The sequence below is a fragment of the Metaclostridioides mangenotii genome, assembly GCF_017873185.1.
GTDB lineage: Bacteria > Bacillota > Clostridia > Peptostreptococcales > Peptostreptococcaceae > Metaclostridioides > Metaclostridioides mangenotii.
This window is the reverse complement of the sequence record NZ_JAGGJX010000009.1, coordinates 35,238-59,264: the sequence shown is the minus strand read 5'-3', so window position 1 is coordinate 59,264 and position 24,027 is coordinate 35,238. Positions and strand designations below refer to the sequence as shown.

Annotated in this window: 20 protein-coding genes; 18 read left to right on the top strand and 2 right to left on the bottom strand. The window is 33.8% G+C overall.

Going from position 1 to position 24,027, the window contains the following annotated elements; translation table 11 throughout:
- Positions 1–90: 90 nt before the first annotated feature.
- From J2Z43_RS14410 to J2Z43_RS14400, 3 genes are read left to right on the top strand one after another with little or no spacing between them, the layout of a single operon-like run.
- Positions 91–864 carry a ParA family protein gene (locus J2Z43_RS14410; protein WP_209457778.1) on the top strand — a complete coding sequence of 258 codons (774 nt, stop codon included), beginning with the start codon at positions 91–93 and terminating at the stop codon, positions 862–864.
- Positions 865–1,734, top strand: a complete 870-nt coding sequence (locus J2Z43_RS14405; RefSeq protein WP_209457777.1) for a ParB/RepB/Spo0J family partition protein — start codon at positions 865–867, stop codon at positions 1,732–1,734.
- 31 nt (positions 1,735–1,765) lie between these two features.
- Positions 1,766–2,911, top strand: coding sequence for an aminotransferase class V-fold PLP-dependent enzyme (locus J2Z43_RS14400; protein WP_209457776.1), 1,146 nt, complete (start codon positions 1,766–1,768; stop codon positions 2,909–2,911).
- Between the two features lie 138 nt (positions 2,912–3,049).
- On the opposite strand, the gene J2Z43_RS14395 is transcribed toward J2Z43_RS14400, so the two are convergent.
- Positions 3,050–3,673 carry a GerMN domain-containing protein gene (locus J2Z43_RS14395; RefSeq protein ID WP_209457775.1) on the bottom strand — a complete coding sequence of 208 codons (624 nt, stop codon included), beginning with the start codon at positions 3,671–3,673 and terminating at the stop codon, positions 3,050–3,052.
- A gap of 269 nt (positions 3,674–3,942) precedes the next feature.
- On the opposite strand from J2Z43_RS14395, the gene J2Z43_RS14390 reads away from it, so the two are divergent.
- From J2Z43_RS14390 to J2Z43_RS14370, 5 genes are all read left to right on the top strand, one after another.
- On the top strand, positions 3,943–5,235 hold the full coding sequence (locus tag J2Z43_RS14390) for a tetratricopeptide repeat protein (protein WP_209457774.1): 1,293 nt from the start codon (positions 3,943–3,945) through the stop codon (positions 5,233–5,235).
- A 116-nt stretch (positions 5,236–5,351) separates the two neighbouring features.
- Complete coding sequence (yedF, locus tag J2Z43_RS14385; RefSeq protein WP_209457773.1) at positions 5,352–5,954, top strand: sulfurtransferase-like selenium metabolism protein YedF; 603 nt, start codon at positions 5,352–5,354, stop codon at positions 5,952–5,954.
- 113 nt (positions 5,955–6,067) lie between these two features.
- Positions 6,068–6,331 carry a DUF3343 domain-containing protein gene (locus tag J2Z43_RS14380; protein WP_027700845.1) on the top strand — a complete coding sequence of 88 codons (264 nt, stop codon included), beginning with the start codon at positions 6,068–6,070 and terminating at the stop codon, positions 6,329–6,331.
- 16 nt (positions 6,332–6,347) lie between these two features.
- Entirely contained in the window at positions 6,348–6,539 is a 192-nt protein-coding gene (locus J2Z43_RS14375; protein ID WP_027700846.1) for a DUF951 domain-containing protein, read from the top strand.
- A gap of 115 nt (positions 6,540–6,654) precedes the next feature.
- Positions 6,655–7,860 (top strand): aminotransferase-like domain-containing protein, encoded by a 1,206-nt coding sequence (locus J2Z43_RS14370; protein WP_209457772.1) that lies wholly within the window; start codon positions 6,655–6,657, stop codon positions 7,858–7,860.
- 364 nt (positions 7,861–8,224) lie between these two features.
- On the opposite strand, the gene J2Z43_RS14365 is transcribed toward J2Z43_RS14370, so the two are convergent.
- Complete coding sequence (locus J2Z43_RS14365) at positions 8,225–8,785, bottom strand: LOG family protein (protein WP_209457771.1); 561 nt, start codon at positions 8,783–8,785, stop codon at positions 8,225–8,227.
- A 798-nt stretch (positions 8,786–9,583) separates the two neighbouring features.
- Here J2Z43_RS14365 and rpoB point away from each other — a divergent pair.
- The 10 genes from rpoB (at position 9,584) to rplW (ending at position 24,004) form a co-directional block, all read left to right on the top strand.
- Entirely contained in the window at positions 9,584–13,315 is a 3,732-nt protein-coding gene (rpoB, locus tag J2Z43_RS14360) for a DNA-directed RNA polymerase subunit beta (RefSeq protein WP_209457770.1), read from the top strand.
- A gap of 90 nt (positions 13,316–13,405) precedes the next feature.
- Positions 13,406–16,891, top strand: a complete 3,486-nt coding sequence (gene rpoC, locus J2Z43_RS14355; protein ID WP_209457769.1) for a DNA-directed RNA polymerase subunit beta' — start codon at positions 13,406–13,408, stop codon at positions 16,889–16,891.
- Between the two features lie 235 nt (positions 16,892–17,126).
- The gene (gene rpsL / locus J2Z43_RS14350; protein WP_024621752.1) at positions 17,127–17,549 is read left to right on the top strand and encodes a 30S ribosomal protein S12; all 423 of its coding nucleotides are present in this window, start codon (positions 17,127–17,129) and stop codon (positions 17,547–17,549) included.
- A gap of 126 nt (positions 17,550–17,675) precedes the next feature.
- A complete protein-coding gene (rpsG, locus tag J2Z43_RS14345; protein WP_209457768.1) occupies positions 17,676–18,146 on the top strand; it encodes a 30S ribosomal protein S7 in 471 nt (156 codons plus the stop codon).
- 52 nt (positions 18,147–18,198) lie between these two features.
- Positions 18,199–20,271: an elongation factor G gene (fusA, locus tag J2Z43_RS14340; RefSeq protein ID WP_209457767.1), complete on the top strand. Its 2,073-nt coding sequence runs from the start codon at positions 18,199–18,201 to the stop codon at positions 20,269–20,271.
- Positions 20,272–20,374: 103 nt separating this feature from the next.
- Positions 20,375–21,568 carry an elongation factor Tu gene (tuf, locus tag J2Z43_RS14335; protein WP_209457766.1) on the top strand — a complete coding sequence of 398 codons (1,194 nt, stop codon included), beginning with the start codon at positions 20,375–20,377 and terminating at the stop codon, positions 21,566–21,568.
- A gap of 454 nt (positions 21,569–22,022) precedes the next feature.
- Entirely contained in the window at positions 22,023–22,334 is a 312-nt protein-coding gene (gene rpsJ / locus J2Z43_RS14330; protein WP_027700852.1) for a 30S ribosomal protein S10, read from the top strand.
- A 98-nt stretch (positions 22,335–22,432) separates the two neighbouring features.
- Positions 22,433–23,062: a 50S ribosomal protein L3 gene (gene rplC / locus J2Z43_RS14325; RefSeq protein ID WP_209457765.1), complete on the top strand. Its 630-nt coding sequence runs from the start codon at positions 22,433–22,435 to the stop codon at positions 23,060–23,062.
- A 28-nt stretch (positions 23,063–23,090) separates the two neighbouring features.
- On the top strand, positions 23,091–23,714 hold the full coding sequence (rplD, locus tag J2Z43_RS14320) for a 50S ribosomal protein L4 (RefSeq protein WP_027700854.1): 624 nt from the start codon (positions 23,091–23,093) through the stop codon (positions 23,712–23,714).
- Positions 23,714–24,004, top strand: a complete 291-nt coding sequence (gene rplW, locus J2Z43_RS14315) for a 50S ribosomal protein L23 (RefSeq protein WP_024621759.1) — start codon at positions 23,714–23,716, stop codon at positions 24,002–24,004. The genes rplD and rplW overlap by 1 nt, the downstream gene beginning before the upstream one ends.
- The last annotated feature ends 23 nt before the right edge of the window (positions 24,005–24,027 follow it).

The following is a 24,027-nucleotide window of genomic DNA, read 5'->3' as shown; positions in this document are numbered from 1 at the left end:
AACGGTATTTATGATAAAGTATTTATAATAAAAAAGATAGTTTAAACTATCTAGCATAAATAGACAAGCAAAAATAGAGAGGTGAATCCCATGGGAAAAGTTATTGCTGTTTTTAATCAAAAAGGCGGCGTTGGAAAAACCACTACAAATGTAAACTTGAGCGCAAGTATTGCACAAATGGGCAAAAAAGTGCTAGTTTTAGACCTAGATCCACAGGGAAATACAACAAGTGGATATGGAATTGATAAAAATGAAGTAGAAAATACAATATACGAAGTAATGTTAGATGGCTTAGATATAAAAGAGGCTATAATTTCTACAGAGTTTGAAAACATAGATATAGTAGCATCTGCAACAGAATTAGCTGGCGCTGAAATAGAGTTGTCAGAAATCGACGATAGAGAATTTATACTTAAAAAAGCTCTGTCTGGGGTGAAAGATAACTATGATTACATATTTATAGATTGCCCGCCTTCTTTAGGTATGTTGACTATAAACTCTCTGACATCAGTAGACAGTGTCCTTATACCTATACAGTGTGAATATTACGCACTTGAAGGGGTAAGTCAGCTGATGGAGACAATAAAGCTAGTTAAGTCTAGATTAAACCCAGATTTAGAAATACAGGGCGTTGTGCTTAGTATGTTTGATGGTAGGGCAAATCTGTCTATACAGGTTGTAGAAGAAGTTAAAAAGTATTTCAAAGGAAGTGTATATACTAGCTTAATCCCTAGAAATGTAAGATTAGCCGAGGCGCCAAGTCATGGTAAGCCAGCGATTTACTACGATAGCAGATGTAAAGGTTCTTTAGCTTACTTAGATTTAGCAGAAGAGTTTATATTTTTAGAGGAGGATGAGATATAGATGGAGAAGAAAACAAAGAGAAGTAATAGACTGGGGAAGGGACTTAGTGCGCTTATACCAGATACATATGAAGAAATAAATCATAAAGATATAGTTACTATAGAATTAGATAAAATATATCCAAATAATACTCAGCCTAGAAAGGTATTTGACCAAGAGAAAATAGAAATTCTAAGTGAATCGATTAAAAATCACGGAGTTCTTCAACCTATAGTTGTAAAGCCCGACGATGATAATAAATATATGATTATAGCTGGAGAGAGAAGATACAGAGCTTCAAAGCTCGCTAAAAAGAAAGATATCCCAGTTGTAGTAAAAGATATCCCGATGAAAAGTGTAATGGAGATAGCGCTTATAGAGAACCTTCAAAGAGAGAATTTAAACTCAATAGAAGAAGCATTAGCATATAAAGGTTTAATTGATCATTACAATGTTACACAAGAGGAGATATCAGAAGCAGTTGGAAAAAGTAGACCTCATATTACAAATACATTAAGACTGCTAAATCTTGCTGAAGAAGTAAGAATCATGATAGACGAAGCTAGTATAACAGCAGGTCACGGTAAAGCACTCTTAAAAATTACAGACAAAGATGTTCAGATAAAATTAGCAAACAGAATAGTTGAAGAAGAATTATCTGTAAGAGAAGTTGAAGCAATTGCTAAGAAGATATGTGAAGGTAAAGAAGTAGAAGGACCAAAAAAATCAAAAGAAGAAAAAGATATGTTCATAGTGGATGTAGAAGATAAACTTATGAATGTATTTGGAACAAAAGTTAATATATCTAGGGGAAAAAGAAAAGGTAAGATAGAAATAGAATACTACAATGATGAGGATTTAAACAATATAATATCAATGATAATAGAGTAATATTAAATTCATATAACTGGAGGATTTAGATATGATTTATTTTGACAATGCAGCTACTACTTACCCAAAACCTGAAGAGGTATACGATGCAGTTTACGATTGTATGAAAAATTACTGTGCAAATCCAGGCAGAGCAGGTCACAAATTAGCTATGAAATCTGCTAGAAAAATTTATGATGCAAGAGAAAATATTGCCAAGTTATTTAATGTAGACAACCCAATGACAATCGTATTTACTCATAATGCTACAGATTCTTTAAACTTAGCAATTAAAGGTGTTTTAAAAAGTGGCGATCACGTAATTACTACGAGTATGGAGCACAACTCAGTTATAAGACCTATAAAGGCACTTGAAAGCAAAGGTGTAGAAAATACAGTAGTACAGTGTGATAAAGAAGGAGTATTAAATCCAGAAGATATAGAAAAAGCAATAAAAGACAATACAAAACTTATAGTAACAACACATGCTTCAAATGTGTGTGGGACACTTATTGATATAAAAGCTGTAGGAGAACTAGCTAATAAACATGGAATCTTATTTTTAGTAGATGCCTCTCAAACAGCAGGCGTATACAACATAGATGTAAAAGAGATGAATATAGACATGTTAGCTATGCCTGGACATAAATGTTTACTTGGGCCACAAGGTACAGGAGTTCTTTATGTAAAAGAAGATCTTAAACTAGATATTTTAAAAGAGGGCGGAACAGGAAGTAAATCTGAAGAATTAACTCAACCAGAATTATTTCCCGATAAATATGAATCAGGTACTCACAACACACCAGGTATAGTAGGATTAAACGAAGGTGTTAAATTTGTATTAGACAAAGGAACAGATAAAATAAGAGCACACGAAGAAGAGTTATGTCAGTACATGCTTGAAAAACTAAAGGAGATAGACGATATAAAAATATACGGTCCAGAAGATAGCAAAAAAAGAGCAGCAGTTATAGCTCTAAATATAGGGGATATGGACTCAGGAGAAGTAACATTTATATTAGATAATGAGTTTGATATAGCTACAAGATCGGGTATTCACTGTTCACCACTAGCACATTCTACACTTGGTACAATAGATCAGGGCGCAGTTAGATTTAGTATGGGGTACTTCAATACAACATATGAAATAGATAAAGCAATAAAAGCTTTGAAAAATATATCTGAAAATAGGGAATAAATCAGGCAAAATCAGAAAGAGACATATGTAAATGATAGCAAAATAATGTGAGCTAGCACGCCTCGACTGCTAGCTCACATTATTTTGCTATCACCTGTTTCTCTTTTCGACTATTTTATGTATACTACACCAATGTACCTATAAATAATCTTCTTCTTCTAGTACCGTATGACCACTCTCATAGTTTTTACCATCAACTGTAAGTTTTATTTTGCTTATACCAAGATTCTCTTTGAAAGTTTTAGCAACTGCATCTAAAGTAAGTGTTTCTGCGTCACTTCCTAGATTGCTGTTCATAAAGCTTGAGCTTACGTCTAAGAACCCTACTGTAGATCCTTCAACGTCTTTCTTTTCGAATGAATTAATGCTTGAACTTGGTATTATTTTTTGTTTGATTAGTTCGCTGTATAAAGAATTTGCATCTACTGAAGCTATTGCAACATCTTTTTTAACTAGAGAACCATTGTCTAAGTCTATAGTGTATACTGATGCGTTAGTCTTTTCTTTTTTAGAAGTATCAGTATTTTTATTTTCACTGCCTTTTGAACTAGTATTGTTTTTGTTAGTTTCTTTATCTTTAGAATCTTCATTAGTTGAAGTATCATCTTGTTCAGCGTCTTTTTCATCTGAAGCAGGTTCCTCTACACTTGAATTATTGTTGTTATCAGTTTGGTCATTTTCAGTATTTTTGTTGCTGCATCCAAATACAAATACCGCAACAGATAGTATACTTAATATTAATAATATTTTCTTTTTTAACATGTTTTAACACCTCTTTCTTTTTATCTATTATATCATAAATTAATCGGTTATATAATAAAATACAAAAATGGAACAAAATGTAAAGTATACATGTATACAAATTATCAATTTAAGAAAATGTAATAAAATGGGGTCAATTTATTTGTAAAATACTTTTAACATTCATAAATTTATGTAAAATTTACAATATTATCAAATAAAGTAGTGTTTTAAAATAATATAAGTTATAATTATATTATAAAAAACGTCTTCAATGAGGTGATAATAATATGGAAATATTAAGTCTTGGTGAAAAAATAAAAAAACTAAGAAAAGAAAAGAACATGACATTAAAAGAACTTGCAGGAGATAGAATAACTGCAGCTCAGATAAGCCATATAGAAAGAGATAAGTCTCATACTAGTTATGACTTACTGGAATATTTGAGTGATAAATTAGGAGTTAGCGTTGAATACTTGCTTGAAAATAAAGAGATGCAGTCGAAGAAATTGACAGATAACCTAATTTTAAAAATAGAAATTTACATAAATACAGGAAAATTAGCTGAAGCTGAGGACACAATAGGTAAGACATTAGATATTTGTAAAAAATACGATTTAGTAGAAAATTACGGTAGATGTAGTTTTTTATTGGCAAATATTAGATTAAAGCAAGAACAGTACGATTTGGCGGTTGTAAATTTTGAAAAGGCTTTATATTTCTTTATAAGAAAGAATGATAAAATTAATATTTTTAACTGTTATTTAAATATAGGTATGGTTTATATGAAACAAAATCTTTACGGAGTTGCAATTACACATTTTAATTTTGCTGAGGAATTGATAGCTGAAAATAAATTTGGTGATTACAATACTTATAAAGACTTGTACAGTAAAATAGCACTATGTTACATAAAAACAAATAAACCAGATAAATCTTTATTTTATGTAGATAAAGTAAATGAATTGGACTGTAGAAATGGTGTAGATAGCGAAGTGGATCTATTAGTTCTAAAAGCTAATAATTTATTTAAATTAGGAAAATTAGAAGAGTCTAAGATTTTGTTTAAAAAGGCATTGAAATTATTAGAAGGTGATAATGATAAAAATATACTTGCTGATGTATATTTAAATATTTCAGATGTATATACACACCTAGGAAATGTAGATAAAGTTATAGAGTATTCTCAGAGGGCGTATGATATAAAAACAGATTCTGGTGGCGATCATATGATGGAAGGTTTATTTAAAATTATCTCTGCATATATACAAAAGAGTGACTATTCGCTTGCAAAAAAATACTGTAAAATTGCATTGGCTGCATCAATAAAAAATAAAGATAAAATAAGTGAATACACGGTATTGAAAAAATATTCTGATATTTGTAAAGAGCAAGGAGAATCTAACTTATCTGTCGAATACTTAGCTAAGAGTATTGATATAGTATCTTCTCTAGGAGATCGTAAGGTGCTTGCTGGAATGTATATAGATATGGGCAAAATATATTCTAATATATCAAAAGAAAGTGAACTTGAATACTATCAAAAAGGACTAGATATGTACAAAGATCTCGGAATTATTTAAGAAAGATACATCTATACATGTATAGATACAATCTATAACACTAAGTTCGTATATATGATACTATTATTATGTATAGAAAAATGTGATTTAAACTTTAATATAGAGGAGATTTTAACATGAGAGTAGAAGTAGATGCTAGAGGGTTAGCATGCCCTAAACCAGTTATAAATACTAAAAAAGAGCTAGAAAAACTAAGTGATGGTATTGTAGTTACAACTGTAGACAATAAAATGGCAAAAGAGAATTTGCTAAAATTGGCAAAATCCCTAAATTTAGAGTCAAATATAGTTAAAGATGAGGAAGATTTGATAACTATAGAGATATTTAAAAATGGAGAAACTTGTGACTTAGCAGAAGCTGTTATTGAAGAAAATGATGATTTAGAAAATAGATGTATATTTATAACTAAAGATTCAATGGGTTCAGGAAGTGATGAATTAGGACAAGTTCTTATAAAAGGATTTGTTTATACTCTTACAGAGTCAAAACCATATCCAAAAAGCATACTCCTTGTAAATGGTGGTGTAAAATTAAGTACAGTAAATGAAGACACAATCGGAAATCTTAAAATTCTTGAAGAAGCAGGGGTTGAAGTTCTTTCATGTGGAGCGTGTTTAGATTACTATGACTTAAAAGATGAACTTAAAGTTGGAAGTGTTACAAATATGTACAGCATAGTCGAAGCTTTAAAAAATTCATCAAATACTATAACAATATAAATAGACGATTAAGTATAAAGAAGCTATTAATAAATAGATTTTAAAATAATAAAAGTGATTATATAAAAATAAAATATTATAGGAAACAATATAATGTCAGAGAGGAAATTACTATGAAAGAAATGTATATTGTGTCCTTTAATTCAACTCATCATGCTATAAGATCAGAAAAACTAATAAAAGAGCACGAAGTTGCTATCACAATGTTGCCCACACCAAGAGAAATTTCTGCTAGTTGTGGGCTTTCTGTTAAATTCTCAAAAGATGATTTAGAGGCTATAAAAAAAATACTTACAGACAATGAGATTGATTTTAAAGGAATTTACCACATAGATAAGAAAGAAGATGGAACTAAAGAAGTAAATGAAATTATATAGTAGGAGGAAAATATCTATGCCGATGGATTTGAAGATAGGTGACATCGTAGAATTAAAAAAACAGCATGCGTGTGGTTGCAAGGAGTTTGAAATAACCAGGATAGGTATGGATATAAAAATTAAATGTATGAACTGTTCTAGACTCATAATGTTGGATAGAGAAACATTAGAGAAAAGGGTTAAAAAGTTAATTAGAAAAGAAGAATAATCTAGCATACAATTATAACTTAATATATAAATCATTTAGATTTTATCAGCTGTGTTCTATTGTATGAAAAATAGTTTCTTCAAAATGAAGAAGCATTTTCATGGGGGTGCTTTAAATGGCAGTACAATTTGCAAAAAGAATGCAAGGATTAAAAGGATCAGAAATTCGTGAACTTTTGAAGCTTACTCAACAGCCTCAAATCATATCTTTCGCTGGAGGAATGCCTGCTCCAGAGATGTTCCCTGTAGAGGAAATGAAGAAAGTTTCAGTTGCAGTGCTTGAGGAAAATGGTAGGGCAGCAATGCAGTACACTACAACTGAAGGATATGAACCTTTAAGGGAGAAAATTGCTCAAAGAATGAATGATAAAAATCAAACTAATGTGGACAAAGATGACATACTAATTACTAGTGGTTCACAACAGGGACTTGATTTCGCAGGAAAGGTATTCATCGATGAAGGCGATGTAATACTATGCGAGAGCCCATCGTACATTGGAGCTATCAATGCTTTTAAATCTTATCTACCTAATTTTATAGATGTTCCAACTGATGATGGTGGAATGATTATGGAAGAATTAGATAAGATACTAGCTACAACTGATAAAGTTAAAATGGTTTATGTAATACCAGATTTCCAAAATCCTACAGGAAGAACTTGGTCTTTAGAAAGACGTAAAAAGTTTATGGAAATAATAAATAAATATGAAATACCTGTTTTAGAAGACAACCCATACGGAGACTTAAGGTTTGAGGGAGAGTCATTACCTTCTCTTAAAGCGCTAGATACTAAAGGTCTTGTAATATTTTTAGGAACTTTCTCTAAAATATTCTGTCCAGGGTACAGATTAGGATGGACTTGTGCTTCTGAGGAAATACTTTCTAAGTTTAACTTTGCTAAGCAAGGTGCAGACTTACAGGCTTCTACTATATCACAGATGGAAGTATCTAAATTTATGGACATGTACAGCCTAGATGAGCATGTCGAAAGTATCAAGGAAGTTTATGTTAAGCGTAGAGATGTAATGCTAAAAACAATGCAAGATGAATTCCCTGAAGGCATTAAATTTACACATCCCGAGGGAGGATTATTTACTTGGGTTGAATTACCAAGTCATTTAAATGCAAGAGAAATACTTCTTAAATGTCTAGAAAAAAATGTTGCCTATGTTGCAGGAGGAGGATTCTTCCCAAACGGTGGCAGAGAAAATACTTTTAGACTTAACTACTCTAATATGCCTGAAGATAAAATAAAAATAGGAATTAAGAGTATTGGTGAAGTTCTTAAAGAAGCTATGCAATTAGCAGGAGCTACAAAATAATAAGCAATTAGCAAAAGGGACATTGTATGTGAATATATTGACATATAATGTTCTTTTTATATTAATTAAAAAGAATACTGTTTTAAATTAAAGAATAAACAAATGATAAAATTAATAGATTAAATAAAGAGAAATGACTAACAACTAAATTTCACATTGGATGTTAGGCATTTATAAGAGGGTTATCTGGACAAGAAAAACATGATACGGTAGATTTAATTGTCAATGAAGTAAGACGTTTGACATGAAACCTAACTAATATGATATAGATTTAATTCACTACAGAATTTAAGATTTCCTCAGATTTACTTAAAAAGATAGGACTCTCTAGAATTGAGAGTCCTATCTTTTTTTAAAAATTATTTTAATAAGTCCTAACTAATGGAGCTTCGTAGTTTTCAATAAATTCGCTAATTTCTTCAAATGAATCAGAGAAAAGTATTTTATCTCTATCAGATTTAGATAAGAATCCTTCTGATACCATTAAATCGTACTGAGATGCAAGTAAATTGTAATATCCATTTACATTAAATAGTATACATGGATTAGAATGTTGACCAAGTCTTCCCCAACTAATAACTTCTGTTATCTCTTCAAGAGTTCCAGGACCTCCGGGAAGTGCTATATAACAATCAGATAATGAAATCATCTTAGCTTTCCGCTCATGCATTGTATCTACAGTATGTAGCTCAGTTAATCCTTGATGAGCGATTTCTCTATCTATAAGAAATTTAGGCATTACACCAATGACATGGCTCCCATTTTCTAAAACTTTATCTGCGATTAAACCCATAAGCCCTACATTACCCCCTCCGTAAATCAGAGTATTCTCATTATAAGAAATCCAGTTGGCCAGCTTAATAGCATTATCAGTATTTATTTTATTATTTCCGGCATTCGCACCACAATAAACAGCTATATTCATATTTATAATTCCTTTCTGCTTAGCGTTTTGATATAGAGTAACATATATTTTGTTAAAAAACAATGTAGAATGAAAAGGTGTAGATTTTATTAGAATATTATAGAAAACACCCTATGTTTATTATCTTTATAGTAGAGACATTTATTTTAGAATTAAAGATTATTATTTATGCAAAGGTCCAAAAATCGCATTTTACTACAAAAAAACAACGTTTCACAACATTTGTAGTAAAACTTTATTAAACTTATGATATTATTTTAGACAACGATTCGGAAGAATTTAGATGTATTAAAAATATCAATTTAAAGTTAGGTAACTCTACAAATCATGAAGATGAAAGGTAGAGAAAGCCAGGGGAAATTTAGATACGGGTTATAAATATAAGTAAGATTAAAAGAAGGAAATAAATCTGATTTGCTATATATATCAATATAACAAATCAGATTTATTTCCTTTTTATTTATATAAACTCCATATATAATGAAGGAAAAATTAAAAAAATATGGGACATAATTTTATTAAAACATTGATATCATGGGTGTGTAGAATGTAGAAAAAGGTAAAATTAGCTAAGAATTTGAAAGATGTATATGTTTTATAAAAAATAGGGTTTAAATTTATAAAACTGTAAATAATACTTATTATACGTGTAAAATACTGTAAAAATTGAATTTAAGGACATACTTTACAAAGAAAATAAAATATTTATTGAAAAGTACTTGACAATATGATAAAATTATTAGATGTGTTAGAATGAACTTTTGTTTTATTTTTAATTATATGAGAGGTGAAAAGTGAATGCCACATCCTGTCACAATAGGTAAAAGAACGCGAATGAGCTTTTCCAAAATAAAGGAAATAGCTGATGTGCCAAATCTTATAGAGATTCAAGTGGATTCCTATAAGTGGTTTTTAAAAGAAGGTCTAAAAGAAGTATTTGAAGATATATCACCAATAGAAGATTACACTGGAAATCTTATATTGGAATTTGTTGACTACTCTTTAGACGAAAAACCTAAGTACGATATAGAAGAATGTAAAGAGAGAGATGCTACATATTGTGCGCCTCTAAAAGTTAAGGTAAGACTTATTAATAAGGAAACCGGAGAAATAAAAGAACAAGAAGTCTTTATGGGAGATTTCCCTCTTATGACTAACAAAGGTACTTTCATAATAAATGGTGCTGAGAGGGTTATAGTAAGTCAATTGGTTAGATCTCCAGGTGTATATTATGCAGACGAGAGAGATAAAAACGGTAAGAGACTTATATCTTCTACTGTAATTCCTAATAGAGGTGCTTGGTTAGAGTATGAAACTGATTCTAACGATGTAATATCTGTAAGAGTTGATAGAACAAGAAAACAACCAGTTACAGTATTGCTTAGAGCATTAGGAATAGGTTCGGACTCTGAGATAATAGATCTATTAGGCGAAGACGAGAGACTTATCGCTACTCTTGAGAAAGATAGTACAAGTTCTGTTGAAGAAGGGTTAGTTGAAATCTACAAAAAATTAAGACCAGGAGAGCCACCAACTGTTGAAAGTGCATCTTCACTACTTAAATCATTATTCTTTGATCCAAAGAGATACGATTTAGCGAAAGTAGGTAGATATAAATTCAACAAGAAGTTATCTCTATGCTACAGAATTATGAACAGAATATCAGCAGAAGATGTTATACATCCTGAAACAGGTGAAGTATACGTTAAAGCTGGAGAAAAGATCCCTTATGAAGTTGCCAAAGACATACAAAATTCAGGTATTAACGTGGTGACTATTTTACTTGATGGGGATAAAAATGTTAAGGTCACTGGTAACAATTTCGTAGATATCAAATCGCATATTAAATTTGACATAGATGAATTAAATATCAAAGAGAAGGTACATTATCCAACTCTTAAAGAAATATTAGACAGCTATACAGATGAAGAAGAAATAAAAGAAGCTTTAAAACTAAGATCAAAAGAATTAGTTCCTAAACACATACTGTTAGACGATATAATAGCTTCTATAGATTACGAATTCAACTTATTCTACGAGGTAGGGAATATAGATGATATAGACCACCTAGGCAATAGAAGAATAAGATCTGTAGGTGAATTGTTACAAAACCAAGTTAGAATTGGTTTTTCAAGAATGGAAAGAGTTATAAAAGAGAGAATGACTGTTCAGGATATGGAAGCTATAACGCCACAAGCGTTAGTTAACATAAGACCTGTATCAGCTGCAATAAAAGAGTTCTTTGGTAGTTCTCAGTTGTCTCAGTTCATGGATCAAACAAATCCATTGTCTGAGCTTACTCATAAGAGAAGATTATCAGCCCTAGGGCCTGGTGGTCTTTCAAGAGAGAGAGCTGGGTTTGAGGTGCGTGACGTTCACCACTCTCACTACGGAAGAATGTGTCCTATAGAGACTCCAGAGGGGCCAAATATAGGGCTTATAAACTCACTTGGTACTTACGCTAAAATTAATGAATTTGGTTTTATCGAGTCACCGTACAGAAAATATGATAAAGAGACAAAGACAGTTACGCATGAGATACACTACTTAACTGCTGATGAAGAAGATTTATTCGTTAGAGCCCAAGCAAATGAGACTCTAACTGATGACAATCAATTTGTAAACAGCAGAGTTGTTTGTAGAACTATAAATGGTGCTGTTGAACTAGTGTCTGAAGATAAAGTTGATTATATGGATATATCTCCTAAGCAAGTTGTATCAGTTGCGACTGCAATGATACCTTTCTTAGAGAACGATGACGCCAACCGTGCCCTTATGGGATCAAACATGCAGCGTCAAGCGGTGCCGCTAGTTAGAAGAGAGGCACCGATCATTGGTACTGGTATAGAGTACAGAGCAGCTAAAGACTCAGGAGCCGTTGTTGTTGCTAAAAACCCTGGTGTAGCTGAGAGAGTAACAGCTGATGAAATAGTTATAAAGAGAGAAGATGGAAACAGAGATAGATACAATCTTCTTAAATTTAAACGTTCAAACTCTGGTACTTGTGTAAACCAAACTCCTATCGTAGACAAGGGAGAACAAATTCTAGCAGGAGATGTTATAGCTGATGGACCAGCGACAGATCTTGGAGAAGTTGCTCTTGGAAGAAACTGCTTTATAGCATTTATGACATGGGAAGGTTACAACTACGAGGATGCCATATTAATAAATGAAAGATTAGTTAAAGAAGATAGATTGTCTACAATTCATATAGAAGAATATGAGTGTGAGGCTAGAGATACAAAACTAGGGCCTGAAGAGATCACTAGAGATATACCTAATGTAGGGGATAGTGCAATTAAGAACCTAGATGAAAGAGGTATAATCAGAATAGGTGCTGAAGTTGATTCAGGAGATATCCTAGTTGGTAAAGTTACTCCAAAAGGAGAGACTGAGCTTACTGCCGAAGAAAGACTTTTAAGAGCTATATTCGGTGAGAAGGCAAGAGAAGTTAGAGATACATCTTTAACTGTTCCTCATGGTGAATCAGGAATAATAGTAGATATTAAACTATTCACTAGAGAAAACGGAGATGATTTATCTCCAGGAGTTAATGAACTTGTTAGATGTTATATAGCTAAGAAGAGAAAGATAAAAGTAGGAGACAAGATGGCTGGTCGTCATGGTAATAAAGGGGTTATCTCTAGAGTATTACCTGAAGAAGATATGCCGTTTATGGAAGATGGAACTCCTATGGATATAGTTCTTAACCCACAAGGTATACCATCTCGTATGAATATCGGTCAGGTTCTTGAGATGCACTTAGGTCTTGCAGCTAAGAAACTAGGTTGGTATGTTGCGACATCAGTATTTGATGGAGCTAATGAGTTCGATATCATGGATGCTCTTGAAGATGCAGGATATCCAAGAAATGGTAAACTTGATCTATATGATGGTAGAACAGGAAGTCCATTTGACAACAAGATAACTGTAGGTTATATGTACATGCTTAAACTTCACCATTTGGTTGATGATAAGCTACATGCAAGAAGTACAGGACCTTACTCTCTAGTAACTCAACAACCTCTTGGTGGCAAAGCACAATTTGGTGGACAGAGATTCGGAGAGATGGAGGTTTGGGCACTTGAGGCTTATGGAGCTGCTCACATACTTCAAGAGATACTTACTGTTAAGTCTGATGATGTCTCAGGACGTGTTAGAACTTACGAAGCAATAGTAAAAGGTGAAAATATTCCAGAACCAGGAATACCTGAATCGTTCAAGGTTCTAATAAAAGAGCTTCAAAGTTTATGTTTAGATGTAAAAGTATTAACTGATGAAGATCAAGAAATAGAAGTTAAAGAGTCTTTAGATGACGATGATATTAATATAGAAGAGTTTGAGTTAGACATGATAGATAATATGGGAGAGATAGAAGAAGCACATATTATTGAGGATGCTGATGGAGAACCAGAAGACGAAACTGAAGAAGAGCCAGAAGAAATAATTGAAGAAGAATTAAAAGGCTTTGTTGAAGATGATGAATATGATAAGGTCATAGATTATGACAATGAGGACTTTGATGTATAATTTTTTATAGCACATAGGAAATTGTGCTTTTGTAAGTACAATTTCCGCTATAAATGCTTCGAAAAAATCAAATAGAAGGGAGAGAACTCCTTGTTTGAATTAAACAATTTTGAGTCGATAAAAATAGCTTTAGCTTCTCCGGAGAAAATAAGACAATGGTCTAGAGGAGAAGTAAAAAAACCAGAAACTATAAACTACCGTACTTTAAAACCAGAAAAAGATGGTCTATTCTGCGAAAGAATATTTGGACCACAAAAAGACTGGGAGTGTCACTGTGGTAAATACAGAAGAGTAAGATACAAAGGTGTGGTATGTGATAGATGTGGTGTTGAAGTAACCAAATCTAAAGTAAGAAGAGAGAGAATGGGACATATAGAGCTAGCTGCTCCAATGTCACATATATGGTATTTTAAAGGTATACCAAGTAGAATGGGACTTTTACTTGATATGTCTCCTAGGTTCCTAGAAAAAATTCTTTACTTTGCATCGTATGTAGTTGTAAATCCAGGAGAGACTGGACTTAATGCGAAACAGTTACTAACTGAAAAAGAATACAGAGATGCTCTTGAAAAGTATGGCAATACATTCGAAGTTGGAATGGGTGCTGAGGCTGTAAAATCATTACTAAAGGCTATTGACTTAGATCAACAGAGTAAAGATTTAAGAGCAGAACTTAAAGATAGTACAGGACAAAAGAGAATCAGAACAATAAGAAGACTGGAAGTTGTAGAGGCGTTCAAAAAATCTGGAAATAAGCCAGAGTGGATGATACTTGATGCAATTCCTGTTATACCACCTGATTTAAGACCTATGGTTCAACTTGATGGTGGAAGATTTGCAACTTCGGATCTAAACGACCTGTATAGAAGAGTTATAAATAGAAATAATAGATTGAAGAGATTACTAGAACTTGGAGCTCCTGACATCATCGTAAGAAATGAAAAGAGAATGCTTCAAGAGGCAGTAGATGCTCTTATAGATAATGGTAGAAGAGGTAGACCAGTAACTGGACCTGGTAATAGACCACTTAAGTCTTTATCAGATATGCTTAAAGGTAAGCAAGGACGTTTCCGTCAAAACTTACTTGGTAAGCGTGTTGATTATTCAGGACGTTCAGTTATCGTTGTTGGACCAGAGCTTAAATTCTACCAATGTGGTCTTCCTAAGAAGATGGCACTAGAACTATTTAAGCCATTTGTAATGGATAAATTAGTTAAAGAGGGTTATGCACACAACATTAAGAGTGCAAAATCGATAGTAGAAAAAGTTAAGCCTGAAGTTTGGGACGTTTTAGAAGACGTGATCAAGAGTCATCCAGTACTTCTAAACCGTGCGCCGACACTACACAGATTAGGTATTCAAGCATTTGAACCTATTTTAGTTGAAGGTAAAGCTATAAAACTACATCCACTTGTATGTACGGCTTACAATGCTGACTTTGACGGTGACCAAATGGCCGTTCACGTTCCGTTATCAGTGGAGGCACAAGCAGAGGCTAGATTCTTAATGCTTTCTGTAAACAATATACTTGCTCCTAAAGACGGTACACCTATAACTACTCCATCTCAGGATATGGTTCTTGGAAGTTACTATTTAACAATAGAAGCTCAAGAAGGTGTAAGAGGAACTGGTATGGTATTTAAAGACTTCAATGAGTTGTTACTAGCGTACTTCAATAAAGCTGTAGATCTTCACGCTCTTGTTAAGATGAGAAGAGTTCATGAAGATGGAACAAGTTGCATTATCGAAAGTACTGTAGGTAGATTTATATTCAATGAAGGCGTACCTCAAGACTTAGGATTTGTTGATAGAGAAAAAGATCCGAGCGGACTGGAAGTTGATTTCCTAGTTGACAAGAAATCTCTAGGTAAAATAATAAATAAATGCTTTATAAGACATGGAAATACTATAACTGCTGAACTTCTAGACTACATTAAAGCTCTAGGATTTAAGTTCTCTACAATAGCAGGTATAACAGTTGCCGTATCTGATATGGATGTTCCGAAAGAAAAGGAAATCTATATAGGAGAGGCAGAAAAGAAAGTTGATAAATATGAAAAGGCATACAGAAGAGGTCTTATATCTGATGAAGAGAGATATGAAAGAGTTATAGAGACTTGGACAGAAACTACTGAAAAGGTAACTGACGCTCTAATGGATGGACTTAGCAGATTAAATAACTTATATATAATGGCGCATTCTGGAGCCAGAGGATCTAAAAACCAGATAAGACAGCTTGCAGGTATGCGTGGACTTATGGCCAATGCTTCAGGTAAGACTATGGAGATCCCAGTTAAATCGAACTTCCGTGAAGGTTTATCAGTACTTGAGTACTTTACATCTTCTCACGGTGCCAGAAAAGGACTTTCTGATACAGCGCTTCGTACTGCCGAGTCTGGATACTTAACAAGAAGACTTGTTGATGTCAGCCAGGACGTTATAGTTAGAGAAATCGACTGTGGTACAACAGATACTACAGAGATACTAGCTATTAAAGATGGGAACGAAGTTATAGAAGAACTTTACGATAGAATAGTAGGAAGATATGTAGTTGATGCTATAGTTCATCCGGAAACTGATGAAGTTATAGTAGAAGCCGACACTAGAATAACAGAAGATGAAGCTGACAAAATAATAGACGCTGGAATCAAATTGGTACACATTAGAACAGTTCTTAACTGTAGAACTAACCATGGAGTTTGTTCTAAGTGTTACGGTAAAAACTTGGCTACTGGTAAGGAAGTTCATATTGGTGAAGCGGTTGGAATCATAGCTGCCCAATCAATTGGTGAGCCGGGTACACAGCTTACAATGCGTACATTCCATACTGGTGGGGTTGCCGGTGGAGATATAACTCAAGGTCTTCCAAGGGTTGAAGAGTTATTTGAAGCCAGAAAACCAAAGAGTCTTGCTGTAATAACTGAAATTGCAGGTAGAGTAGAAATAAACGACTCTGACAAGAAAAAAGAAGTAACAATAATACCTAGTGAAGGTGAAAAAGAAGTATATGCAATTCCTTATGGTTCAAGACTTAGGGTTAAACACGGTCAAATGCTTAAAGCAGGAGAGCCGTTGATTCAAGGTTCAATTAACCCTCACGATATAGTAAGAGTTAACGGAATCATAGGAGTTCAAGAATATATAGTTAAAGAAGTGCAGAGAGTTTATAGGCTTCAAGGGGTTGATATAAACGATAAGCATATAGAAGTAATAGTTAGACAGATGTTATCAAAAGTTAAAGTTGAAGATCCTGGAGATACAGATTTACTTCCAGGAGGATATGAAGATGTATTAGTATTCAATAAGTGCAATGAAGAAGCTGAAGCTAAGGGGTTAAGACCTGCTAATGCTACAAGAGTACTTCTTGGAATAACTAAAGCATCACTTGCTACGGATTCATTTTTATCAGCGGCATCATTCCAAGAGACAACTAGAGTATTAACAGAAGCTGCTATAAAGGGTAAAGAAGATAACTTAATTGGACTTAAAGAGAATGTTATATTAGGAAAACTTATACCAGCTGGTACAGGTATGAAGAAATACAAAAATATAGCAGTAGAAAAGGTAGAAGCCTAAGAAAGCTTGAGTTTAAAAGAAATCTTGACAATCATTTATCCTGATGATAAAATGTTTAAGTGTGTAATTAAGAGTACACTAAGGATCCTACGGGGTTCTTAGTGGCTTTTAAATGCTACAATATTATTTAAAGCTAAAAGCATCAAACTATGTTAGACTCAGTAAATGTGTCTAAGCTTTGAACCGGTTGGCGATCTGTTTTAGATCGAAAATTAAAAGAAGGAGGTGCAGATTAATGCCAACAATTAACCAGTTAATCCGTAAGAGTAGAAAAGCTATTGAGAAAAAATCAGACTCTCCAGCACTACAAAGAGGATATAACTCACTTGATAAGAGAGCTACAGAAATAAAAGCTCCACAAAAAAGAGGAGTTTGTACATCAGTAAAAACAGTTACTCCTAAAAAACCTAACTCAGCGTTAAGAAAAGTTGCCAGAGTTAGACTTACTAATGGTATAGAGGTTTCAGCTTATATACCAGGAGAAGGACATAACCTACAAGAACATAGTGTTGTTCTTATAAGGGGAGGAAGAGTTAAAGACCTTCCAGGGGTTAGATACCACATATTAAGAGGAACTCTTGATACTGCAGGTGTAGAAAAAAGAATGCAGTCTAGATCAAAATATGGTGCAAAGAGACCTAAAGAAGCAAAGAAATAATAACTGTTTAAATTAATTATAGTTTAGGTGCTTTAAATATAGAGAAATATATTTATGGCATCACGATATGTCAGTGCATATCGAGTACCTATGATTTAATATTTAATATTTAAGGAGGGAAGCAGAATGCCAAGAAAAGGTAATGTTCCAAAGAGAGAAGTTTTACCAGATCCAATGTATGGAAGTACGGTAGTTACTAAGTTAATAAATAACTTAATGATAGATGGAAAAAGAGGGAAAGCTCAAAAGATCGTTTATGACGCTTTCGCAATAGTAGCAGATAGTACAGGAGAGGATGCTCTAGAAGTATTTGAAGCAGCTATGGAAAATATAATGCCAGTTCTAGAAGTTAAAGCTAGAAGAGTTGGTGGAGCTAACTATCAAGTGCCAATCGAGGTTAGACCTGAAAGAAGACAAACTTTAGGTTTAAGATGGTTAGTAAAATACACGAGAGATCGTGGAGAAAGAGGCATGGTTGAAAAGCTTGCTAAAGAAGTAATGGACGCAGCTAACAACACGGGAGCTTCAGTTAAGAAGAAAGAAGATACTCATAAAATGGCAGATGCTAACAGAGCGTTTGCTCATTACAGATGGTAGCATATACAGATATCTTATAAATTGATTAAGGATATCATAAGGAGGAAGGACCATGGAAAGAAAATTTCCTTTGGAGAGAACAAGGAACATAGGAATCATGGCTCATATAGATGCAGGTAAAACAACGACTACAGAAAGAATCCTGTTTTATACTGGGCAAACTCATAAAATAGGGGAGACTCATGAAGGGGCTTCTCAAATGGACTGGATGGAGCAAGAGAAGGAGAGAGGTATAACAATTACTTCTGCCGCTACTACTGCTACATGGAAAGACCATAGAATAAATGTTATAGATACTCCAGGACACGTTGACTTTACAGTTGAGGTTGAAAGATCTCTTAGAGTTCTTGATGGTGCAGTTGCAGTATTCTGTGCTAAGAGTGGGGTTGAACCTCAATCTGAGAACGTATGGAGACAAGCAGAAACTTACGGAGTACCAAGAATAGCGTTTGTAAATAAAATGGATAGAACAGGTGCAGACTTCCTAAACGTTGTAGATATGATGAAGGATAGATTAGCATCAAATGCTGTTCCACTACAATTGCCAATAGGTAAAGAAGATTACTTTACAGGTATCGTTGATTTAATAGAAATGAATGCAGTTATATACAAAGACGACTTAGGTGTTGATATGGAAATAACTGAGATACCTGAAGACTTAAAAGATATGGCAGCTGAGTATAGAGAGAAATTAGTTGAAGCTACTGCTGAGACTGATGAAGACTTAATGCTTAAATACCTTGAAGGTGAAGAAATCACTAACGATGAATTAAAAGTTGCTATAAGAAAAGCTACAATAGCTTGTGAAATGAATCCTGTTTTCTGTGGTACTGCATACAGAAATAAAGGTGTTCAGTTACTTATAGATGCTGTTTTAGCTTATTTACCAGCTCCAACTGATATAGCTTCTATAAAAGGTATATTACCAGATGGAGAAGAAGCAGAAAGACATTCTTCTGATGAAGAGCCGTTTTCAGCTCTTGCATTCAAAATAATGACTGACCCATTCGTAGGTAAATTAGCATTCTTCAGAGTTTACTCTGGAACTCTAGAATCTGGATCTTATGTTCTTAACTCAACTAAAAACAAAAGAGAAAGAATTGGTCGTATACTACAAATGCATGCGAACACTAGAGAAGAAATAACAAAAGTATTTGCAGGAGATATAGCAGCTGCTGTTGGTCTTAAAGATACTACAACAGGAGACTCTTTATGTGATGCTTCTGCACCAATAATACTTGAATCAATGGAATTCCCTGAACCAGTTATAGATGTTGCAATAGAGCCTAAATCAAAAGCTGCTCAAGAAAAAATGGGTGTTGCTCTTCAAAAGCTTGCTGAAGAGGATCCAACTTTCAGAGTTAGAAGTGATCAGGAAACAGGACAAACTATAATCGGTGGTATGGGTGAGCTTCACCTAGAGGTTATTGTTGATAGACTTCTTAGAGAATTCAAAGTTGAAGCCAATGTTGGTGATCCACAAGTTGCCTATAGAGAAACTATTACTCAACCAGTTGATGTTGAGCATAAGTACTCTAAACAATCAGGTGGTAGAGGTCAATACGGACACGTTAAGATCAGAGTTAATCCACTTGAGCCAGGTGAAGGATACAAATTCGAAAACAAAACTGTTGGAGGATCTGTACCTAAGGAGTATGTTGGACCAGTTGATCAAGGTATCCAAGGAGCAATGCACGCAGGTGTTATAGCTGGATATCCAGTTGTTGATATTGGTGTTGAACTATACGACGGATCTTACCATGAGGTTGACTCTTCAGAGATGGCCTTTAAAATGGCAGGTTCTATGGCATTCAAAGACGCCCTTAAGAAAGGTAATTCAGTACTTCTTGAGCCTTACTTCAAGGTTGAAGTTGTTACTCCAGAGGATTACATGGGAGACGTTATGGGTGACTTAAACTCAAGAAGAGGATTAATCCAAGGTATGGAAGCTAGAAGCGGTGCTCAAGTTATAAACGCATTCGTTCCACTTTCAGAAATGTTTGGATACTCTACAGATCTTAGATCTGCAACTCAAGGTCGTGCAACATATACTATGATATTCGACCATTATGAGCAAGTTCCATCTTCTGTAGCTAAGAAAATAGCTGAAGGAAGACAAGGATAATAAAGTTATTAAATTTTTAATATAAAATATAGATAAAAATCTAAAAACAATAGCTAGGTGGTCAAAACCACCTAGCATGTAAATAAAGGGAGGAAAGTAAAAAATGGCTAAATCTAAATACGAAAGAACTAAGCCGCACGTTAATATAGGAACTATAGGTCACGTTGACCACGGTAAAACTACTTTAACTGCAGCTATAACTAAAACATTACATGCTAGATATCAATTAGGAGAAGCAGTAGACTTCGCTAATATAGATAAAGCTCCAGAAGAAAGAGAAAGAGGAATCACAATATCTACAACTCACGTTGAGTATGAAACTCCAAACAGACACTACGCTCACGTTGACTGCCCAGGACATGCTGACTACGTTAAAAACATGATCACAGGAGCAGCACAAATGGACGGTGCTATACTAGTTGTTTCTGCAACTGATGGACCAATGCCTCAAACTAGAGAGCATATAGTACTTTCAAGACAAGTTGGTGTACCATACATCGTTGTATTCTTAAACAAATGCGACATGGTAGACGACGAAGAATTATTAGAGTTAGTTGAAATGGAAGTTAGAGATCTATTATCAGAGTATGACTTCCCAGGAGATGATACTCCAATAGTTAAAGGATCAGCTTTAATGGCTCTTGAAGATCCAGATAGCGAGTGGGGAGACAAAATAGTTGACTTATTCGAGCAAATAGATGAGTATATACCATCTCCAGAAAGAGATATAGACAAAGATTTCTTAATGCCAGTTGAGGACGTATTCTCTATAACAGGTAGAGGTACAGTTGCTACAGGTAGAGTTGAGAGAGGAATACTTAAAGTTCAAGACGAAGTAGATCTAGTAGGTCTTTCAGAAGCTCCAAGAAAGTTAGTTGTAACTGGAGTAGAGATGTTCAGAAAATTACTAGACCAAGCTCAAGCTGGAGATAACATAGGAGCTCTTTTAAGAGGGATCCAAAGAGATGAGATAGAAAGAGGACAAGTTCTTTGTAAAGCTGGTTCTGTAAAAGCTCACACTAAATTTACTGCAGAAGTATACGTTCTTAAAAAAGAAGAGGGTGGAAGACATACTCCATTCTTTGATGGATACAGACCACAATTTTACTTAAGAACAACAGACGTAACAGGTGCTTGTAAATTACCAGATGGAATAGAAATGGTAATGCCTGGAGATAACGTAACAATGGAAGTAGACTTAATCAACTCAATCGCGGTAGAAGAAGGACAAAGATTCGCGATAAGAGAAGGTGGAAGAACAGTTGCTTCAGGAGTTGTTGTTTCTATAATGGAATAATTCAATTTTAAATAATTGATTAGCCAATTAAACTAAAACAATATACTGCTAAGTATATAATATAGAGGGGGTTGGACTTGGAAGTAATGAATTTTGCTTTTGAGTTCGATCCCTTTTTATTTTATGTATGTATCTGGTAAAGGTAGATCCTAGGATTTAATTATTGTTGACAATAATCTTTAAAACGTTTATACTTATTTAGTGTTTAAAACGGATAAAGTCGAGTTTGTTGCTCGATTATAATAATTTAAAAAAAGATTAAAAAAAGGTTGTAATATTGTCAGTTTTCGTTTAAAATATAATGGTATGCTAAAAAGAGGCAATATGTTAAGCAGCACCGGTAAGATGCAATTTTAAAAAATTGTGTTTAAGAAATTACAACACACCCGGATCAGTTTATCGGGAAGAATTGCTCGAGACGGAAACAAACAATCGAAGAAGGAGGGAAAACAAAATGGCTAAGAAGGAACAAATAAGAATAAAGCTAAAATCATATGATCACAAATTATTAGATTTTTCAGCTGGCAAAATAGTAGATACTGCTAAAAAAGCTGGTTCACAAGTTTCAGGACCTGTGCCACTACCAACAGAGAAACAAATTGTTACTATACTAAGAGCTGTACATAAGTACAAAGACTCTAGAGAGCAATTTGAAATTAGAACTCACAAGAGATTAATAGACATTGCTAACCCAACACCAAAAACTGTAGATTCATTAATGAGATTGGATTTACCAGCAGGTGTTGATATAGAAATTAAACTGTAAGACACGAGAGACACCTAAGATATTATCCTATAAGGTAATAATCTTAGAATGATTACTTATAAAGGTAATCCGCTGTAAGAATTATAGGAGGTGCTAATATGAATGGAATATTAGGAAAAAAAATAGGTATGACACAAGTATTCACTGAGAGTGGAGTTGTAATACCAGTAACTGCTATAGAAGCAGGACCAGTAGTTGTAACTCAAATCAAAACTGTTGATAAAGACGGTTACAACGCTATACAAGTTGGTTATCAAGAAGCTAAAGAGAAATCTTTAAACAAACCACAAAAAGGTCACTTAGCTGCTGCTAATACTTTAAAGAAACACCTAAAAGAATTCAGAGTAGATTCAGTTGATGGATTTGAAGTAGGTCAAGAGCTTAAAGCTGATGTGTTAGAAGAAGGAATTAAAGTAGACGTATGTGGTATATCTAAAGGGAAAGGGTTCCAAGGCCCAATAAAGAGACATGGTCAAAGTAGAGGTCCAGAATCACATGGTTCTAGATACCACAGAAGACCAGGATCTATGGGAGCGGCTTCTTATCCAGGTAGAGTATTTAAAAACAAAAAACTTGCTGGACACATGGGTAGTGTTAGAGTAACAATCCAAAACTTAGAGCTTGTAAGAGTAGATGCTGACAAGAATATAATCTTAGTTAAGGGTGCTATACCAGGACCAAAAGGTTCAGTAGTAACTATAAAAAAAGCTATAAAAAGCTCTAATTAATTGACTAAAAGAGAAAGGAGGAATAACAATGCCAAAATTAAACGTACTTAATGTTGCTGGGCAAAACGTTGGAGAAATAGAATTAACTGATACTATATTTAATGTAGAAGTTAATGAGCATATATTATACGAAGTTGTAAAAAATCAATTAGCAAACAAGAGACAAGGTAACCAATCAGCTAAGACAAGATCAGAAGTTAGAGGCGGTGGAAGAAAACCTTGGAGACAAAAAGGAACAGGTAGAGCAAGACAAGGTTCTACTAGATCTGTACAATGGGTAGGTGGAGGAGTTGCTTTTGCACCTAAGCCAAGAAGTTACAGATACACTTTACCTAAGAAGGTAAGAAGATTAGCTATGAAGAGTGCTTTAACAACTAAAGTTCAAAATAGCGAAATAATAATACTTGATCAATTAAACATGGACGCTCCAAAAACTAAAGAGTTTGTACAAATATTAAAAAATATAAACGCTAACAGAAAAGCTTTAGTTGTAACAGCTGAGAAAAATGAAAATATTATAAAATCAGCTAGAAATATAGAGGGTGTTCAAACTAGTTTAGTAAATACACTAAATGTTTATGATATATTAAAGTATGATTCATTTATAATCACTACAGATGCAGTTAAAAAAGTGGAGGAGGTGTACGCATAATGACTAATCCACATGATATAGTTATAAAACCTGTCGTTACTGAAAGAAGTATGGAAGAGATGGGCGAAAAGAAATATACTTTTGTTGTTGCAAAGACTGCAAACAAAACGGAAATAAAAAAAGCAGTAGAAAAAATATTCGGAGTTGACGTTGATAAAGTAAACACACTTAACTACGATGGAAAAATGAAAAGAATGGGTAAAACAGAAGGAAGAACAACAGGATTCAAGAAAGCAGTTGTTAAGTTAGCTGCAGAGAGCAAAGAAATAGAGTTTTTCCAAGGAATGTAATATCCTAGTAAAAAAAGGAGGGA

What these genes read in the sequence shown, in the direction of transcription:
- J2Z43_RS14410 (WP_209457778.1), top strand. Translation starts at nt 91, where the DNA reads ATGGGAAAAGTTATTGCTGTTTTTAATCAAAAAGGCGGCGTTGGAAAA.
- J2Z43_RS14405 (WP_209457777.1), top strand. Translation starts at nt 865, where the DNA reads ATGGAGAAGAAAACAAAGAGAAGTAATAGACTGGGGAAGGGACTTAGT.
- J2Z43_RS14400 (WP_209457776.1), top strand. Translation starts at nt 1,766, where the DNA reads ATGATTTATTTTGACAATGCAGCTACTACTTACCCAAAACCTGAAGAG.
- J2Z43_RS14395 (WP_209457775.1), bottom strand. Translation starts at nt 3,673, where the DNA reads ATGTTAAAAAAGAAAATATTATTAATATTAAGTATACTATCTGTTGCG.
- J2Z43_RS14390 (WP_209457774.1), top strand. Translation starts at nt 3,943, where the DNA reads ATGGAAATATTAAGTCTTGGTGAAAAAATAAAAAAACTAAGAAAAGAA.
- yedF (WP_209457773.1), top strand. Translation starts at nt 5,352, where the DNA reads ATGAGAGTAGAAGTAGATGCTAGAGGGTTAGCATGCCCTAAACCAGTT.
- J2Z43_RS14380 (WP_027700845.1), top strand. Translation starts at nt 6,068, where the DNA reads ATGAAAGAAATGTATATTGTGTCCTTTAATTCAACTCATCATGCTATA.
- J2Z43_RS14375 (WP_027700846.1), top strand. Translation starts at nt 6,348, where the DNA reads ATGCCGATGGATTTGAAGATAGGTGACATCGTAGAATTAAAAAAACAG.
- J2Z43_RS14370 (WP_209457772.1), top strand. Translation starts at nt 6,655, where the DNA reads ATGGCAGTACAATTTGCAAAAAGAATGCAAGGATTAAAAGGATCAGAA.
- J2Z43_RS14365 (WP_209457771.1), bottom strand. Translation starts at nt 8,785, where the DNA reads ATGAATATAGCTGTTTATTGTGGTGCGAATGCCGGAAATAATAAAATA.
- rpoB (WP_209457770.1), top strand. Translation starts at nt 9,584, where the DNA reads ATGCCACATCCTGTCACAATAGGTAAAAGAACGCGAATGAGCTTTTCC.
- rpsL (WP_024621752.1), top strand. Translation starts at nt 17,127, where the DNA reads ATGCCAACAATTAACCAGTTAATCCGTAAGAGTAGAAAAGCTATTGAG.
- rpsG (WP_209457768.1), top strand. Translation starts at nt 17,676, where the DNA reads ATGCCAAGAAAAGGTAATGTTCCAAAGAGAGAAGTTTTACCAGATCCA.
- fusA (WP_209457767.1), top strand. Translation starts at nt 18,199, where the DNA reads ATGGAAAGAAAATTTCCTTTGGAGAGAACAAGGAACATAGGAATCATG.
- tuf (WP_209457766.1), top strand. Translation starts at nt 20,375, where the DNA reads ATGGCTAAATCTAAATACGAAAGAACTAAGCCGCACGTTAATATAGGA.
- rpsJ (WP_027700852.1), top strand. Translation starts at nt 22,023, where the DNA reads ATGGCTAAGAAGGAACAAATAAGAATAAAGCTAAAATCATATGATCAC.
- rplC (WP_209457765.1), top strand. Translation starts at nt 22,433, where the DNA reads ATGAATGGAATATTAGGAAAAAAAATAGGTATGACACAAGTATTCACT.
- rplD (WP_027700854.1), top strand. Translation starts at nt 23,091, where the DNA reads ATGCCAAAATTAAACGTACTTAATGTTGCTGGGCAAAACGTTGGAGAA.
- rplW (WP_024621759.1), top strand. Translation starts at nt 23,714, where the DNA reads ATGACTAATCCACATGATATAGTTATAAAACCTGTCGTTACTGAAAGA.